Consider the following 14,885-nt stretch of genomic DNA (forward strand, 5'->3'; position numbering starts at 1 on the left):
CGACGGAGAGCGTGCGGAGGCAGCTATGAGTATCCGCAACAAATTGTACGTGGGCTTTGGCGCGATCCTGGCGATCGTGCTGGTCCTGTTCCTGGTCAACATGGCAGCGATGATGCGCGAGCGCAACGCGCGAGCCGCGGCGGCGCGGTCCGCCGACATGGAGCAGGCCACTGAGGTGGTCCGTTTCCAGATGATGCAGAACCGCCTCTTCCTCGGCAATTACCTGCTGAGTGGCGACACCCGTGAGCTCGACCAGATGAACGCCGGCGTCTCCAAGCTGGCGGACCTGCTCAAGCGCGCCGACGATCTGGCTGTCTCCGACCATGAACATTCGGCACTGGCCAAGGTCAAAGAAGCCGAACAAGCCTGGGCGACCAGCTTCGCTACTTCCATGATCAACAAGCGCAAGGACGTGGATGCCGGCAACTCCACCGTCGCCGAGTTGCAGATCTTCTATCTCCAGCAGAACCCCAGCGAATGGCTGCGCAAATCCGCCGAGCCCCTGGACGACGCCAAACAAGCGACCGCGGCCACCCGCGAGGCGCAGCACCGGTTTAACGAGACCGCTTCGACCGTGACCCTGGTCGTTTCCATCGTGGGCACGCTCATCGCGGTTCTATGTGGGCTGGGCGTTGCGTTCTTCACCGCCAAATCCATCAGCGTTCCCCTGTCTCACCTAATCGGCGTGGCGCGCGAGATCGGCAATTCCGGCGATCTGAACCAGTCGGTGGATACCAGCCGCAATGACGAGATCGGCGAACTCGCTCGCACTTTCGACAAGATGGTGATCTACCTGAAGGAGATGGCAGCGGTGTCGGAGGCCATCGCGGGCGGCAACCTGACTCTGGAAGTGCAGCCGCGCTCCGACAAGGACACTCTTGCTCTCGCCTTCTCCAGCATGATCTCCGGTCTCCGCAAGCTGGTCACCAGCGTGCGCGACAGCGCCTCGCAGGTGGCGGGCGGGTCCAACCAGGTGGCCGGCGCCAGCGAAGAGTCCGCCAAGGTCAGCGTCCAGGCCTCGCAGGCCATTGACGAAGTCACCAGCACCATGCACGAGATGTCCATCAACGTGCAGAACATGGTCAAGAACACGCAGACGCAGGCTTCCAGCGTGAGCGAAACCTCGGCCTCCATCGATCAGATGGTCGCCTCCATCCAGCGCGTGGCCGACACCGCCAAGGTGCTGCTCGACATCTCCCACCGCTCGCGCGAGGAAGTGACCAGCGGCATCACCACCATGGAAAAGGCCACCGACGGTCTCAACAAGATCAACCAATCCATCCATACCTCGTCCGACATCATCGGCGTGCTCGGTCAGCGCGCCGACGACATCGGCAAGATCATCGAGGTCATCGACGACCTGGCCGAGCAGACCAACCTGCTGGCGCTCAATGCGGCTATCGAAGCGGCGCGCGCCGGAGAGCACGGTCTCGGCTTTGCGGTGGTCGCCGACGAAGTCCGCAAACTGGCGGAGAAGTCGGCGCAGTCCACCAAGGAGATCAGCGACCTCATCCGCAGTATCCAGAACGAGTCCCGCAAGGCCGTGGACAACATGGAGAAGAGCACCACCATCGTCAACGACGGCCTGACCCTCGGAACGGACCTGAGCACGGCCCTGAAGAAGATCTCCAACGTGGTGACCGAGGTTTACAAGTTCGCCCAGGAGATCGGCGCCGCCACCAACGAGCAGTCGCACGGCTCCTCCCAGATCGCCAAGGCCACCACCCGGCTGAACGAGATCACGCACGAGATCAACTCCTCGGTCGAGGAGCAGGCCTCGGGCGCGCAGGCTGTGGTCAAGGCCATGGAGCGCATGCGCGAACTGACGCAGCAGTCGACCTCCAGCTCCACCGAGCTGGCGGCTTCGGCGGAACAGATGTCGAAGATGGCACGCACCCTGCTCGAAGCCATGGACCGTTTCGCGGTGGACACCACAAGCAGCGGCAGCAACGGACACGGGCGTCCCGCTTCCTCCCAAGCTCCCTTCGGCGAGGAACGGTCGCAAGCCGCCCATTACGCTTCTGCCGCGCGTTCCTAGCGAGGTGAGTATGGCCAAGGACCTGCATATCGTCGGCTTCCGCATCGGCAAGGAGACCTTCGGGGTCCCCATCGCCCTGGTGCACGAGATCGTGCGCGTGCCCGAGATCACGGCGGTGCCCGATGCGCCCAACTGCGTCGAAGGGGTCATCAATCTGCGCGGCCGCATCATCTCCGTCGTGGACCTCCGCAAGCGCTTCGGCGAAAAGGAGATCTCGCGCAATAAGAAGAACCGCATCCTGGTGGCGGAAGTCGAAGGCAAGCTGGTCGGCCTGGTCGTCGACTCGGCTTCCGAGGTCCTCAAGATTCCCGCCACCGCGATCGACAAACCTCCCCAAGTTTACGAAGAGAACGAATTGAACTACGTCACCGGGGTGGGCAAGCTGCACGGCCGCCTCATCATTCTGGTGGACCTGTCCCGCATCCTCAAGCCCGGCGAGCTGCGCCGGCTGGATCAATTTGCCGGGGCACAAGCCGCGGTGGTGGCGTAGCAGAACCGGTGGAGGCCGGGTCTCCGACCCGGCTAGAAGGATTCGATGGCGACTACGACGATGACCGTTCCGATCCAACTGAGCGATGCCGAGCTGAAGCTGCTCCAGACCCTCGTCTACCAGGAATGCGGGATGTATTTCGACGAGCGCCGGGTGCACTTTCTACAGGACCGCCTGCAGCGGCGCCTGAAGGCGACACAGCTTGACTCGTTCTATCACTATTACCGGCTGCTCACGAGCCGCGACGGTAAGACCGAACTTTCCGCCCTGCTCGAGAACCTCACCGTCAACGAGACCAGTTTCTTCCGCAATAAGCCGCAGATCGACCTCTTCTCCAAGGTGGTGCTCGAGCAGCTGCTGCACAAGAAGCAGGAGCGCCGTGACTGGTCACTGCGCATCTGGAGCGCTGGCTGCTCGACCGGCCAGGAGCCCTATACCCTGGCCATGCTGGTCTGTGACGCTCTGGCTTATTACTACCTGCGCAATCCTTTGCCCTTCGAGATGCCGTCGCCCAAGCCCCTGATCCCGCCGCCGTGGAAGGTGGAGATCCTGGCTTCCGACATCAGCTACTCCGTGCTGCGCGTCGCGCAGGAGGGCGTTTACCCCGAGAACCACATGGAACCCGTGGATTACACCTTCCGCCTGCGCTACTTCGACAAGATGCGCGACCGCTACGCGATCAAGAAGCCGGTGAAGGAGCTGGTCCACTTCGACTTCCACAATCTCAAGACCGAGTTCCTGCCGCAGCGGAACGATGTCATCTTTTGCCGCAACGTCATGATCTATTTCGACGAGGCTGAGCAGAAGCGTCTCATCGAAAAGTTTTACCGCTGCCTGAATCCCGAAGGGTACCTGCTCGTCGGACACGCCGAGAGCCTGTTCGGCCTGACCGACAAGTTCAAAATGATCCACCAGAACAACGGAACCGCCTACCAGCGGATCGAGGTCGCGGGATGAGCTTCTTCTCCGAGGACCGGGTCGCCGAGCTGAAAGAGCTCTTCTTCGAGAGCGCGCAGGAGCTGTTGCAGGCGCTCAACGAGGAAGGCCTCCGCTTGGAGAAGGAGCCCGGGGACAAGGAGATCGTACGCGGTATCCGCCGCACCGTGCACACCCTGAAGGGCGACTCGGCCGCCTGCGGATACAAGGACCTCAGCGAGCTGGCCCACGAGCTGGAAGATGTGCTCACGCCCGAGATCGCGGACCGGCGCAATGGCCGCGTCGCGGAAGTGGTGCTGTCGGCCGCCGACACCTTCCACGAGATGCTCGCCGCCTACCGCGGCAACACCCAGCCGCCCGCGCCCGAGGCCCTGCGCAACCAGATCAAGACGCTCATCGAAGCGCCCCAGCAGGCCGCCGAGGTCGCCTTCGCTCCGGCCTTCGCCTGGAACGAGTACGAGCAACTGGTCATCTCCGACGCAGCCAAGAAGGGCCAGAAGATTCTCTTCGTCGCCATGGGGATCGATCCTCAGTGCCCCATGCGCGCCGCCGCCGTGCAGCTTGTCCGCAACGTTTTGAACGAAGGCGGCAAGGTGCTGGTCATCCATCCCGAGGACAACCGCCCTGACGTCGGACTGATCGAGACTGCCGTGGCCACCCGGCACAAGGAGAGCTGGTTCGAGAAGAAGTGCCGCGTCCCCTCGATCGTGAACAAAGTTCTGGTGCGCAGATACGAGCACCCCGCCGGCGAGGAAGACGTGCTCGGCATCCTGCCCTCCGAAAAGGCAGCCGCGCCTGCGGCCAAGCTCGCCGAAGAGGAGCCGCTCGCCGAGGTTGCTCTGCCCAGCGCCGCCGAGGTCAAGGCGGCCCCGCTCCAAGCCGCCCCCGCAGGGAGTGGTTCCCCCGAGAGCCTGCTGCGCGTGGACGCCGAGCGCATCGACGCCGTGCTCAACCTCGTCGGCGAGCTGATCATCGGCAAGTCCATGCTCCACCAGGCCATCACCGAGTTCGACAAGCGCTTCGGGCGCGACCCGCTGCGCGGCCGCTTCGCCGACGCCATAGCGTTTCAGGCGCGCGTCCTCAACGATCTCCAGAAGTCGGTCATGAAGATCCGCATGGTGCCGGTCGAGCAGCTCTTCCGCCGCTTCCCTCGTCTGGTGCGCGACGTCGCCAAGGTGGCCGGAAAGGATGTCGAGCTGGTCACTGCCGGCGAAGATACCGATCTCGACAAGAGCATCCTCGATTCCCTGGCCGAGCCTCTGGCTCACCTGGTCCGCAACGCCGTGGACCACGGCATCGAGACGCCGGCCGAGCGCGTGGCCGCCGGCAAAACGTCGCAAGGGGTCGTGCGCCTCAACGCCTATCACCAGGGCAACCAGATCGTCATCGAGATCACCGATGACGGCCGCGGCATCGACCGCGCCAGGGTGATCGCCAAGGCCATCGAGCGCCGTGTGATCACCCAGGACGAAGCCACCCGGCTCACCGACTCGGAGGCGTTGAACCTGATCTTCCACTCCGGGCTGAGCACCGCCCAGCAGGTGACCGGCATCTCCGGCCGCGGCGTTGGCATGGACGTGGTCAAGAGCGTCCTCGAACGGCTGAAGGGAACCATTTCCATCGAAACCGATCCCGGCCACGGCACCACCTTCCTGCTCAAGGTCCCTCTGACGCTGGCCATCATCAAGGCCCTGCTGTTCCGCGTCGCAGACCGCATCTACGCCGTGCCGCTCAGCTCGGTCGTCGAGATCACCCGCGCCGATGAGAGCGACCTCCATCGCGTCGAGCAGCGGGAAGTCATGCAGCTCCGTGAAGAGGTGCTCACGCTGGTCCGCCTGGGCAAGCTCGCCCGCACCACCGCGGCCCCGAAGAGCAAACTTTTCATCGTGGTCATCACATTGGCCGAGCGCAAGTTCGGGCTGGTGGTCGATCACCTGGTGGGCGAAGAGGAACTGGTCATCAAGGCGGTGGACGACTCTCTGGTCGCCACCGAGTTGGTCAGCGGTGCCTCCATCCTGGGCGATGGAACCGTCGTCCTCATCCTCAATATTCCGGCTGTTGTCGCGCGGCTGGGCAATTCCAAGGTTTTGGAGGCCATCGCTTGAGCAGCCCGGTCCGCGTTCTCGTCGTCGATGATTCCGCTCTCATGCGGAAACTCATTCCCCAGATTCTGGAGCGTGACGGCTCCATCCGCGTCGTTGGAACGGCGATGGACGGCTCCTTCGTTTCCAAGAAGATCGAAGAGCTTCGCCCCGACGTCATCACCCTCGACCTTGAGATGCCCCGCATGGACGGCATGGACACCCTGCGTGAGATCATGCGCACTCACCGCCTGCCCGTCATCGTGGTGAGCGCGCACAGTACTCAGGGCGCCTCGGCGACCTTTAGAGCTCTCTCCATGGGCGCTTTCGATTTCGTGGCCAAGCCGCGCGATGCCGTCTCCGCCCACATGGGCCAGATCGGCGATGAACTGATCTCCAAGATCAAGGCCGCGGCCCAGACCAAGCTGCCCGCCCTGCAACCCGCTGTCGTCGAGGCGGTCCGTCCGCGCAAGCCGCTGCTCAAGCACCGGGGCGCTCCTAACAAGATCGTGGCGATCGGCATCTCGACCGGCGGCCCGAACGCTCTGCAATACGTCCTGGCGCAATTGCCCGGCGACTTCCCCGCGGCCATCGCGGTGGTGCAGCACATGCCCGAGGGCTTTACCGAGATGTTCGCCCGACGCCTCGACGAGTGCTGCGCCATCGAAGTCAAGGAAGCCCAGTCCGGCGACATGCTTCTGGCCGGCCGCGCCCTGATCTGCCCCGGCAACCGCCACCTGAAGGTGCGCCGCATGCCCCTGGGCGACATCGTGGTGCTCTCCGATGAGCCGCGCATCAACGGACATCGGCCCTCGGTGGACGTGCTCTTCCGCTCGCTGGCGCAGGAATACGGCTCTCAAGGGATCGCCGTGATCATGACCGGCATGGGCGAGGACGGCGCCGACGCGTTGGGCGCCGTCAAGTCCAGCGGCGGGTTGACCATCGCGCAGAGCGAGGATTCCTGCGTGGTGTACGGCATGCCCAAGGCCGCCATCGAGCGCGGCCATGCCATCCGCGTCGTTCCCCTCGACGCCTTGGCCAACACATTACAGGCGCAGTGCGTCGCCGAGCGCGCACGCGCCGCGAAGGTTTAGGGCTCGGAGGAGAAGTGGTTATGGAATTCGCAGCTTTGCTCCGCAGCAGTGACCGCAAACCGGTGCGCTACCTGGTCGTGGACGACTCCGTCTTTGCTCGCAAGAACTTGGCCAAGATGATCGAATCCTTCGGCGGGCAGTTGGCAGGCGAAGCCGGCGACGGCTGCACCGCCATCACCGAGTACGACCGCACCCATCCCGACGTGGTGCTGATGGACATCACCATGCCGCAGATGGAAGGCATCGAGGCCGCCGAGCGCATCGTGCGCCAGCACCCCGACGCCCGCATCGTCATGGTCTCCTCGGTCGGCTACCAGGAAAACATCGTGACCGCCCTCCAGAAAGGCGCGCGCCACTTCGTGCAAAAGCCGGTCAAGCCCGAGGTCCTGTACGAGGTGATCCGCTACGTCCTCGGGGACAGCGCCGTCGCCATGGAGACCGCCAACGCCGGGGGGACACAGTAATGCGCATGGATCTGATCCAACCGTTCATCAACGCGGCCGACGCGGTGCTGGCCGAATCCCTGAACTGCGCCACCCACATGGGTGACGTGACCATGGAGGAAGAGGCCTACCGCCGCAAGGGCATCGCCGCCATCGTCGTCATCCACGGCGACATTGAGGGCCGTGTGATCTTCGACCTCGATCCCCAGACCGCCGTCAACGTGGCCGCCGCACTGGCCGGCTCGCCCGTCAGCGAGACCGAGTCGGTCGTGCGTGAGACCATCTGCGAGCTCGCCAACCTGGTGATCGGCAACGCCGTCACCACCCTCAACGATCAGGGGTTCCGCTTCAAGATCTGCCCCCCAGAGATCCACTCCGACGACTCGGGCATGAAGAACACCGAAGACACCGAGGCGCTGGTCATGAGCTTCGACACCCCCAGCGGCTGCGTGTACATGAACATCGCCATGAAGTACAACCGCCGCCGCCACCACGAGCGCGAAGCGGCGGTTTCCATGTAATCGCCAGGCTTTGGCGGAGCGGCTGTATGGGCGGGCCTCGGCCCGCCTCATTTTTTTCTGCAACAAGAAGAATGGCACGGCCGTAGCCGTGCCGCCCGGAAGAGACCGGCTCAGTGCCCGACGACGAAGGCCGGGTTCATATACTTGCAGACTGGTGGCGCTGGCGGCGCGGGGTCCTGGCAGTTGGGGTCGGTTTTCGGCGCCAGCAACGCTGTCACGACGGTGTCCTGGTCGGTGCGGATGATGGAGATGTTTTGTGAACCCGAGTTCGCCACGTACACCCGCGTCCCGTCCCCCGACGCGCCCACCGAGATCGGCGCCGTGCCCACGGAGATGCTTTTGGTGATCGTGTTGCTCAACGAACTGATCACGCACACGTTGTTGGTCGCCGAATTCGCGACGTAGGCCCGCGAGCCGTCCGGCAGCGCCGCCACCTGCTGCGGTGACGAGCCGTTGCACGGCGCCGCGCTTACGTCGATTCCCGGCCCCGGCGTTAGCAGCGATGGCAATGTCGGCAACGGCTGGTCGGCGCGCATGATGCTCACCGTATCGCTCGCCGTGTTCGCGGCGTACACGCGCTTGAGACCGGGGTCGTAGGCGAGGAAGCTCGGCGACGCCCCCAGGGCAATGGTCTCCAACGGGGTGGCGTCGTTGGTGGTGCCAATCACCGTCACGTCGTTGCTCCCGCTGTTGGCCACGAACACGAACTGGCCGTCGGTGCTGGCCACAGCCCACACCGGCGCGGTACCCACAGGCAAAGCCGGATTGAGCACGCTCCCGTCCGCTGTTTGGATGATTGTGACTGTGTTGTCCCCCTGGTTCACGACGTAGAGTTTCTGGCCGTTCGGCGTTTCTGCCAGCGCCACCGGGTTCGAACCCACGACGATCTCGTTGGTCAGGATGTTCTGCGCCGCGCTGATCTGCGCCACCCGGCCCGGGACGGGACCGGATTCCGCCACGTACATGCGGTCGGCCAGCGTGCTGTGCGCGAATACCGGTTGCGCGCCCACGGGCAGCGTGATCGTCGTAGGCGCGACGGACACGTTCCCCGGCACGAGCATCGTCACCGTGTCGTCCGCCTTGTTCACGATGTAAGCACGGGAGCCGCCCGGAATGAGCCCCACGTGCACGGGGTTGTGTCCTGCGTACTGGACGGACGCGGCCGTGTCGCCGGAGACGTCGATGGTCGTCAGCCCGCCCAGGCCGCCGGGTACTGGCAAGTTGTTGTTGCTGAGGACGATTGCCCCCGACAGCCTGCCTGGATCCGCTCCGGGGTTCGGGATCGCGATCACGATCGGGCGGAACGCTTCGTTGCAGGCGACCCAGAAGATGACCGAGAAAATGATGACTGTGATTCCGGCCTTCGCGGCTGAACTCATCCATACTCCTGCCTGCCTTGGTTACGGTCAGGCGTCTGTGATTAAGAACAAACAGGTCATTCTACGGGAACTGATAGGGCCGCGCTAGCCGTGGAGAACGCTGGTAGTGGGTCAGTTTCGTTTTCCACAGGTGGGGGTGTAAAGTGAAGCCCCCGAAGCCGCCTTCCACACAGCCCAAACCGAGACGGCTTCCCGCGAGGAAAGCCGTGACAATCATCGCCGGGTTCAAATGCTATGAAGGAATCGTGCTGTGTGCAGACACGCTAGAGACAGTTTCAAACCTATCAAAGCGCAATGTGCCAAAGCTGCGGTTTGAACCATCTGGCATTCCACACAAAGGCGATAGTTTGGCGGTGGCACTCTGTGGAGCCTCAGATACTGGACCATTTATTGATAAGGTGGTTGAAACCGCGTGGGAAGATGCACAGATCACGACTTCGCTTGATGAGGCGTGTGAGGAAATAGAAAAGAGCATCAAGCGCACCTATCGCGAGTTTGGGCAGATTTATCAACCTGGATTCTGTCCGACCGCCGATCTGATTTATGGCGTCAAGATGCATGGCGCGTGCCGTCTCTTTAGCGCCAATGGCCCTCTCGTTAACGAAAAGGGTACTTATGACTCTGCGGGTGCCGGATATTACATGGCCGACTTCTTGGCAAAGAGAATGTACGGTCACCACTTAACCATTCATCAATGCGTGATTCTTGCTGCTTATATTCTGTTTCAAGCAAAAGAGCATGTGGACGGGTGCGGAGGCGACAGCAACATTGCTGTTCTACGCGACGATGGGGTCAGTGGATGGGTCGATTATCGCCGTGTCAATGCAATAACTGAACTGCTAGGGTACGCAGATCAGAGCACAGCAGAACTCTTGCTGACGGCTGCGAACATGGAATTGGATAGCGTGGAGTTTCAGAAAGACGGGAAGGAGAAAATAGAGTTCCTCGACGCCATCCGTATTGGCCAAAAGGAGCAACTAGAGCAACACAAGCCAACTTTCAGCAAATCTTTGGGTGGGCGCAAACGAGAGAAAACTGATTTCCTCGGTCTGCCACTGCCGCCAGACGAAGTCGAACCAGAAAACCAGTAACGACTAAGCGTGTTCCTTCAAGGCTTTCAGGGTCAGACTCCGCTCGATCTGCGAAACGGAAACGGTCGGCTTTGGCAGCAGAGCACACAGTTCCTCGATGCTCCACACATGGTCTGAAATTCCAGCCGCCATCGCGGGAGTGATTCTCAACGACTGATGGACGCGGACGAAGTTGTAATACATGTAGTGCAGGGCGACCGAGTGGCGGTGATTGTCCACCTTCTTTGAGAAACCATTGGTCAGCCGCGTGAATCTCCGCATGGACATACGCATGGTTAAATTCTGCCGCTCCACATAGGACGTGCTGACATGGGCAGGATCAGGATTCCCGGTCACAACTTTCATGTCGCAGCCGATGCACTTAGCGGGAGAGTAGCGGCGGGCCTCCTCATCGGAGGGAGCGCCATAGATTTTGTGAAGCATGGCGTAGTCGCAATCCAGTCCAAAGGCTCCCTCGACCGTATCCAAGTAAGCGCGGTGCGCGTCGGTAGTGATCTGCACGCGGCCCCGGATGCGGTTGGCGCAGTCAGTCATAAAGTCCAAAGCCCAACCCGCATCACGTCCGCCAACTAGCCAACTCACACACACCTTCGTGTCGGCATCAATCGCAGTCCAGGTCCAAACATCTCCCCACCCTTCGGCCTTCTGCTCTGGCGTGGCATTCTTCTTCTTGCAGCCAACGAAGCACCAAATCTCATCGCACTGCAAACGGCGCACACGAAGATTGCGGACGGTTCGGTTGTGGTAATCGGCGCAGGCGCAGCCAATGTCAGATAGGAGTTTTACGACGGTATTTTTGGCGGCTCCGGTCATGCGGACCGTGGCACGGATTGAGCAGCCTTCGATAAGGCAACTGACCACCCTGGCGCGGGTTTCGGAGTCCAAGCAATTCATACTGACTCTTATACCATAGCCGCTTTAGCATGTCAAGTGGTATGTTGTGGCATGAGCTTGTACTGTTGGCGCACCAGCTCCCAAAGCGGTCGTTCGCATCTCCAGCCAAAGCGAACGGCTAGAACGATTGCAATTTCAAAACCAAAAGCGAGAACTGCCATGACAAATGACCGTTCATCCTGGGAAGAAGCAACTCGACTTTTCAGCAAATGGAAGCAGGAGTCTTGCAGTGTGCGACTCTTAGCAGATGGACCGCCGCTATCGCTTGTGTTGACCGGGCGCGTTACTGGGTTTGACGATCCATTTCTGACCATCGAGGGTGATGGGTTTACTTGTATCGCTGATCTCGACGGAGCGACCTTTGAAGATGAACACAAGCTCCCCGCCTTCCCCGTTTGCGTCAAAGTGACTGTTCGAGGGGAAGCGCGCATGGTACGAGAGTCATTCAAAGAGGTTTGTTTTATGATCTGTGAACTACCTTGATTCCTGCGGTTTTGACGCGCCACAACGGTCACCTGTAATATTCAGATTACAGGTCAGCGCTGACCTCGAATTTTCATAGAAGCCCCGCCTTTGGCAGCGGGGTTTCTTATTTGCCTAACCAGCAGCGGTTCGCCTGTATCGGTGACTAAATGGGCATGCTGGGTTGCCACTTCGGTGCTCGAAGTGGGCTCCGTTCTTGATTCCAGTCGGCCCCTCGCCCGCTTTATGTGCATCAACCAATTCACCACATTTCGGACAATGGAACTCATTTCCTAATGCGGGGTTGAGTTGCCTAAGAGCCAACGCTACCTTGACGCTGATAACGCATTTTGTGAGTCGGGGCATCGGGGGCAATTATCTCCCCAAATCCTGAGCCGTACTAGTGTTTCTTCCACGGGGAGGAAGCCAGATTCACATTTTGCATTTTGCCGAAGTGGAAAGGCATCGGAGTTATCCAAGACGGCCCAGATGCACCGATGGATGTGGAGCAGACGGCCGAGTTTATCGTCAAGCGCATGGCGATGATGGTCAGACAAGTGGAACTGTAGTTGCCGCCTTTCGGATTCCCCTCAATTAAATCACGCACGTCAACTCGGACCCGCGTTATCATTTCCGTCTGAAACAAAAAGTTCAGGCGACGGCTTAGTTGAAAGGCGGGATTAGCCATGAAGCGGATCAGTAGCGTTCTCGTTCTGCTCGTGATGGTGGCTGTTGGAACAACATCGCAAGAAACGGCCAAACAAGCGGCTCCCGCCAAGCAGGGATTCGAGGCGCTAGATGAATTTCTGAAGGAACAACGACAGCCGCCTCCGAACTGGTCTTGGCAGGAGTCCTGTAAGAAGCTCATCGGCGTCAGGGATAGGTTGTTAGACGATTTAGCGAAGCCGGCCAGCGTCGATGAGAACGAGCTTGTAGTTTCCAAGGGTTTTGCAGACACATGTATCCGACGTGCACTGATGGAGACGCCTCCGTACACCAGAGAGCACATGTCCGTAGTCTTGGATGGCTACACGATTTTGAACATCGCTGAGGTGATCGACCATTGGAAGAAATCCGCTGTCGAATATGACAAGCTGGTGGAGAAGTACAACGCCCTAGTCGAGCGATACAACGCACTCGCAACCCTTTCTTCCCAAATGCAACTGATAGACAAGATCCACGAAAACGCGATGCAGCAGGCGCGGATGCAGATGCTCTATACGCAAGAGCAGTTGAGATATTGGACATGGCGCTCCCAATCTCAGGCGGTGCCACAGCAAACTGGTCCTGTTAACTGCTCGGTGACAATGAACACTACCGGCGATGGCAGGTTCACGCAGGGGCAAGTAAACTGCCACTAACAAATAGAAAACCCCGCTGCCAGGCGGGGCTAACTGCGGTGCACATCCAAATTGTATAAACGGAGTGTGCGCTGTGCAAGATATGATCCTCAATAGTGAACAGGACCGTTGGCGAGAAATCAAACTGGCCGAATATGCTTCTCGAAGTAATCACGAAACATTTTCACATCATGCTTCGCCGCAAACTGAAGCGCCTCTAAGCGCTGAGCGGTCATCGGCTCCTTGTCCAGAACCGCATACTGGAGAGCAGTGACCTCAACTTCAAGTTTAGTGAGCGCGGTGATGACATCCGTTCGTAGCTGGGCAACTGCCTTTCTAAGGTCGTCTTCCGGCATACGGTTCCTTTCTTTTGACTGAGGTATGATAGGCGCGTGAAGTCTAAACCATGACGCCATACAGTGTGTTTGTAAGCCACAGCATGAGGCAGGAAGACTTGGGAATCGTCTACACCGCCAACCAGGATGCATACGCCCGTGGAATCACCTGCTACATCGCCGAGAGGGATTGGCAGTTCGGACAGTCTTTGCCCGCCAAGATCGACAAAGCAATTCGCGACTGCGATTGCTTTGTAGCTTTCCTGACCCAAGGCGGCGCGCATTCCGCATTTGTTAATCAAGAAATCGGTCATGCAGTTGGCTGCAAGAAGCTGCGCATTTTAGTGGTTGAGCAAGGTGTACAGGTACAGGGATTCGATGTCGGCAACGAGTACATAAGCCTCGACAGGGCGAACCCATGGGACGCGATAAGCAAGCTAAATACCTATCTGTCTCAGCGACAGTTGGCGAAGGAGCAGCAACGGAACGCTGGGTTATTCGTGCTGGTCGTTGTTGGGCTCTTGGCTCTGTTTGGAGGGAGTGAATAGCGGGGGTTAACTCGGCCTTCTCTTCTTCCAACGCGTTCTGGCGGCCTTTACTGCGACCTTCCGGCGCTGTTCACGGGTCATGGTCTTGAGGCGGCGTTTCCCACCGATTAGGCCCCCCTTGCGGCCCATAGCGGCCATGTACTCGGAGAGGTTAGCTGGCGTAGAGCCTTCTGGTATGTGTGCTTTTTGCGGCTCAGGCGTCTCGCCGGTCGAGCGGTCTACAATCCACTTGGCGAGTTGGTTGGGATCACGGGGGCGCTTTCCCTTGCCGACTGTCATAGGTTCCATCCTGCCACATCCCAGCCATGTCCCGCTACCTCCCACTAGCCCTGTGGATATTCAAACTGACCCACTACCGGAACGCTTGCTTCTGGCGCGCCTCGGCGGCAGCTCTGGTAGGATGCGCTCCACTGGAAGCTTTGCCGCATCATGAGCGCGCTCCACGCCATCATCGCCGGGCCACTCTCCGCCTGGGCCGGACTTGTGGGCTGGGAACTCGTCGCAGGGCGCGCTCCCGTCGGGTTGGCGGTCACGGCGGCATTCGCCGTGGCGGCGCGTCTCCTGCGCTCCGTCACCCTGGGTGGCGCCGTCGCCGGCGCCGTCGTCACATTCCTGCTCTGGATCGCGTGGCCGCCCACCTTCGCCGCTTTGCTCACCGTATTCGTGCTGACTGCGGCCGCGACCCGTGTCGGTTATCGGCGCAAGCAGCAGCTTGGCACCGCAGAGCGGCGCGAAGGCCGTTCCGCCTCCCAAGTGCTCGCCAACCTTTTCGTCGCCACCGTGGCTGCCCTCGCCGCCACCTATCTTCACCAGCCGCTCTTCCTGTTCGGGTGCGCCGGCGCTCTCGCGGAGGCCGCCGCCGACACCGCCTCCAGCGAGATGGGACAGGCACTCAGCAGCGAGCCCTTCTTGATCACCACCTTCCACCCCGTGCCTGCCGGAACCAACGGCGGCGTCAGTGGCCCGGGGACTTTCGCCGGGATTGCCTCTGCCCTGATCGTATCTGGAGCCTGCGTCCTTGCGCGGGTGGTGCCGGGCCACGGGCTGCTGATTGCCCTGATCGCCGGCACCGCTGGCATGTTCCTCGACAGCTTCCTGGGCGCCACTCTCGAACGCATGCGCGTGCTCAACAATGACCAGGTGAACTTCACCAGCACCCTTTTCGCCGCCGCCCTTGCCCTCGTCATCGCGAAACTTTGGTTGTAGCACCCGGCGCAATCACGCAAGTTTGTC

13 protein-coding genes and 1 pseudogene are annotated in these 14,885 nt (G+C 60.7%); 11 read left to right on the forward strand and 3 right to left on the reverse strand.

All coding sequences use genetic code 11. The features are described 5' to 3' along the window. Positions 1-25: 25 nt before the first annotated feature. From LAN37_03055 to LAN37_03085, 7 genes are read left to right on the forward strand one after another with little or no spacing between them, the layout of a single operon-like run. Complete coding sequence (locus tag LAN37_03055) at positions 26-2,038, forward strand: HAMP domain-containing protein (protein ID MBZ5646186.1); 2,013 nt, start codon at positions 26-28, stop codon at positions 2,036-2,038. A gap of 10 nt (positions 2,039-2,048) precedes the next feature. After that, complete coding sequence (locus tag LAN37_03060) at positions 2,049-2,528, forward strand: chemotaxis protein CheW (protein ID MBZ5646187.1); 480 nt, start codon at positions 2,049-2,051, stop codon at positions 2,526-2,528. A gap of 45 nt (positions 2,529-2,573) precedes the next feature. Then, entirely contained in the window at positions 2,574-3,485 is a 912-nt protein-coding gene (locus LAN37_03065; protein MBZ5646188.1) for a methyltransferase domain-containing protein, read from the forward strand. Next, positions 3,482-5,569: a chemotaxis protein CheA gene (locus tag LAN37_03070; protein ID MBZ5646189.1), complete on the forward strand. Its 2,088-nt coding sequence runs from the start codon at positions 3,482-3,484 to the stop codon at positions 5,567-5,569. The genes LAN37_03065 and LAN37_03070 overlap by 4 nt, the downstream gene beginning before the upstream one ends. 41 nt (positions 5,570-5,610) lie before the next feature. Then, a complete protein-coding gene (locus LAN37_03075) occupies positions 5,611-6,639 on the forward strand; it encodes a chemotaxis response regulator protein-glutamate methylesterase (GenBank protein ID MBZ5646190.1) in 1,029 nt (342 codons plus the stop codon). A 20-nt stretch (positions 6,640-6,659) separates the two neighbouring features. Continuing rightward, positions 6,660-7,103: a response regulator gene (locus LAN37_03080; protein MBZ5646191.1), complete on the forward strand. Its 444-nt coding sequence runs from the start codon at positions 6,660-6,662 to the stop codon at positions 7,101-7,103. Between the two features lie 5 nt (positions 7,104-7,108). Continuing rightward, a complete protein-coding gene (locus tag LAN37_03085; protein MBZ5646192.1) occupies positions 7,109-7,603 on the forward strand; it encodes a chemotaxis protein CheX in 495 nt (164 codons plus the stop codon). Between the two features lie 110 nt (positions 7,604-7,713). On the opposite strand, the gene LAN37_03090 is transcribed toward LAN37_03085, so the two are convergent. Continuing rightward, the gene (locus LAN37_03090; GenBank protein MBZ5646193.1) at positions 7,714-8,982 is read right to left on the reverse strand and encodes a YncE family protein; all 1,269 of its coding nucleotides are present in this window, start codon (positions 8,980-8,982) and stop codon (positions 7,714-7,716) included. 206 nt (positions 8,983-9,188) lie between these two features. Between LAN37_03090 and LAN37_03095 the strand changes: the two genes are divergently transcribed. Then, on the forward strand, positions 9,189-10,073 hold the full coding sequence (locus tag LAN37_03095; GenBank protein MBZ5646194.1) for a hypothetical protein: 885 nt from the start codon (positions 9,189-9,191) through the stop codon (positions 10,071-10,073). Between the two features lie 75 nt (positions 10,074-10,148). Here the strand turns inward: LAN37_03095 and LAN37_03100 are convergent. Then, a pseudogene (locus LAN37_03100) lies at positions 10,149-10,967 on the reverse strand (IS1 family transposase). A gap of 1,148 nt (positions 10,968-12,115) precedes the next feature. On the opposite strand from LAN37_03100, the gene LAN37_03105 reads away from it, so the two are divergent. Further along, positions 12,116-12,790, forward strand: coding sequence for a hypothetical protein (locus LAN37_03105; GenBank protein MBZ5646195.1), 675 nt, complete (start codon positions 12,116-12,118; stop codon positions 12,788-12,790). Between the two features lie 119 nt (positions 12,791-12,909). Here the strand turns inward: LAN37_03105 and LAN37_03110 are convergent, their stop codons facing one another. Then, a complete protein-coding gene (locus tag LAN37_03110; protein ID MBZ5646196.1) occupies positions 12,910-13,125 on the reverse strand; it encodes a hypothetical protein in 216 nt (71 codons plus the stop codon). Between the two features lie 83 nt (positions 13,126-13,208). On the opposite strand from LAN37_03110, the gene LAN37_03115 reads away from it, so the two are divergent. Both LAN37_03115 and LAN37_03120 read left to right on the forward strand, forming a co-directional pair. Continuing rightward, positions 13,209-13,652 carry a toll/interleukin-1 receptor domain-containing protein gene (locus LAN37_03115; GenBank protein ID MBZ5646197.1) on the forward strand — a complete coding sequence of 148 codons (444 nt, stop codon included), beginning with the start codon at positions 13,209-13,211 and terminating at the stop codon, positions 13,650-13,652. A gap of 429 nt (positions 13,653-14,081) precedes the next feature. Then, positions 14,082-14,858 (forward strand): DUF92 domain-containing protein, encoded by a 777-nt coding sequence (locus tag LAN37_03120; protein ID MBZ5646198.1) that lies wholly within the window; start codon positions 14,082-14,084, stop codon positions 14,856-14,858. Positions 14,859-14,885 lie beyond the last annotated feature (27 nt).

It is taken from the genome of Terriglobia bacterium, from assembly GCA_020073495.1.
Taxonomy (GTDB): domain Bacteria; phylum Acidobacteriota; class Terriglobia; order Terriglobales; family Acidobacteriaceae; genus JAIQFD01.

Coding starts and splice junctions, on each gene's coding strand:
- LAN37_03060 (MBZ5646187.1), top strand. CDS start 2,049: ATGGCCAAGGACCTGCATATCGTCGGCTTCCGCATCGGCAAGGAGACC.
- LAN37_03070 (MBZ5646189.1), top strand. CDS start 3,482: ATGAGCTTCTTCTCCGAGGACCGGGTCGCCGAGCTGAAAGAGCTCTTC.
- LAN37_03090 (MBZ5646193.1), bottom strand. CDS start 8,982: ATGAGTTCAGCCGCGAAGGCCGGAATCACAGTCATCATTTTCTCGGTC.
- LAN37_03110 (MBZ5646196.1), bottom strand. CDS start 13,125: ATGCCGGAAGACGACCTTAGAAAGGCAGTTGCCCAGCTACGAACGGAT.
- LAN37_03115 (MBZ5646197.1), top strand. CDS start 13,209: ATGAGGCAGGAAGACTTGGGAATCGTCTACACCGCCAACCAGGATGCA.
- LAN37_03075 (MBZ5646190.1), top strand. CDS start 5,611: ATGCGGAAACTCATTCCCCAGATTCTGGAGCGTGACGGCTCCATCCGC.
- LAN37_03055 (MBZ5646186.1), top strand. CDS start 26: ATGAGTATCCGCAACAAATTGTACGTGGGCTTTGGCGCGATCCTGGCG.
- LAN37_03065 (MBZ5646188.1), top strand. CDS start 2,574: ATGGCGACTACGACGATGACCGTTCCGATCCAACTGAGCGATGCCGAG.
- LAN37_03120 (MBZ5646198.1), top strand. CDS start 14,082: ATGAGCGCGCTCCACGCCATCATCGCCGGGCCACTCTCCGCCTGGGCC.
- LAN37_03080 (MBZ5646191.1), top strand. CDS start 6,660: ATGGAATTCGCAGCTTTGCTCCGCAGCAGTGACCGCAAACCGGTGCGC.
- LAN37_03085 (MBZ5646192.1), top strand. CDS start 7,109: ATGGATCTGATCCAACCGTTCATCAACGCGGCCGACGCGGTGCTGGCC.
- LAN37_03105 (MBZ5646195.1), top strand. CDS start 12,116: ATGAAGCGGATCAGTAGCGTTCTCGTTCTGCTCGTGATGGTGGCTGTT.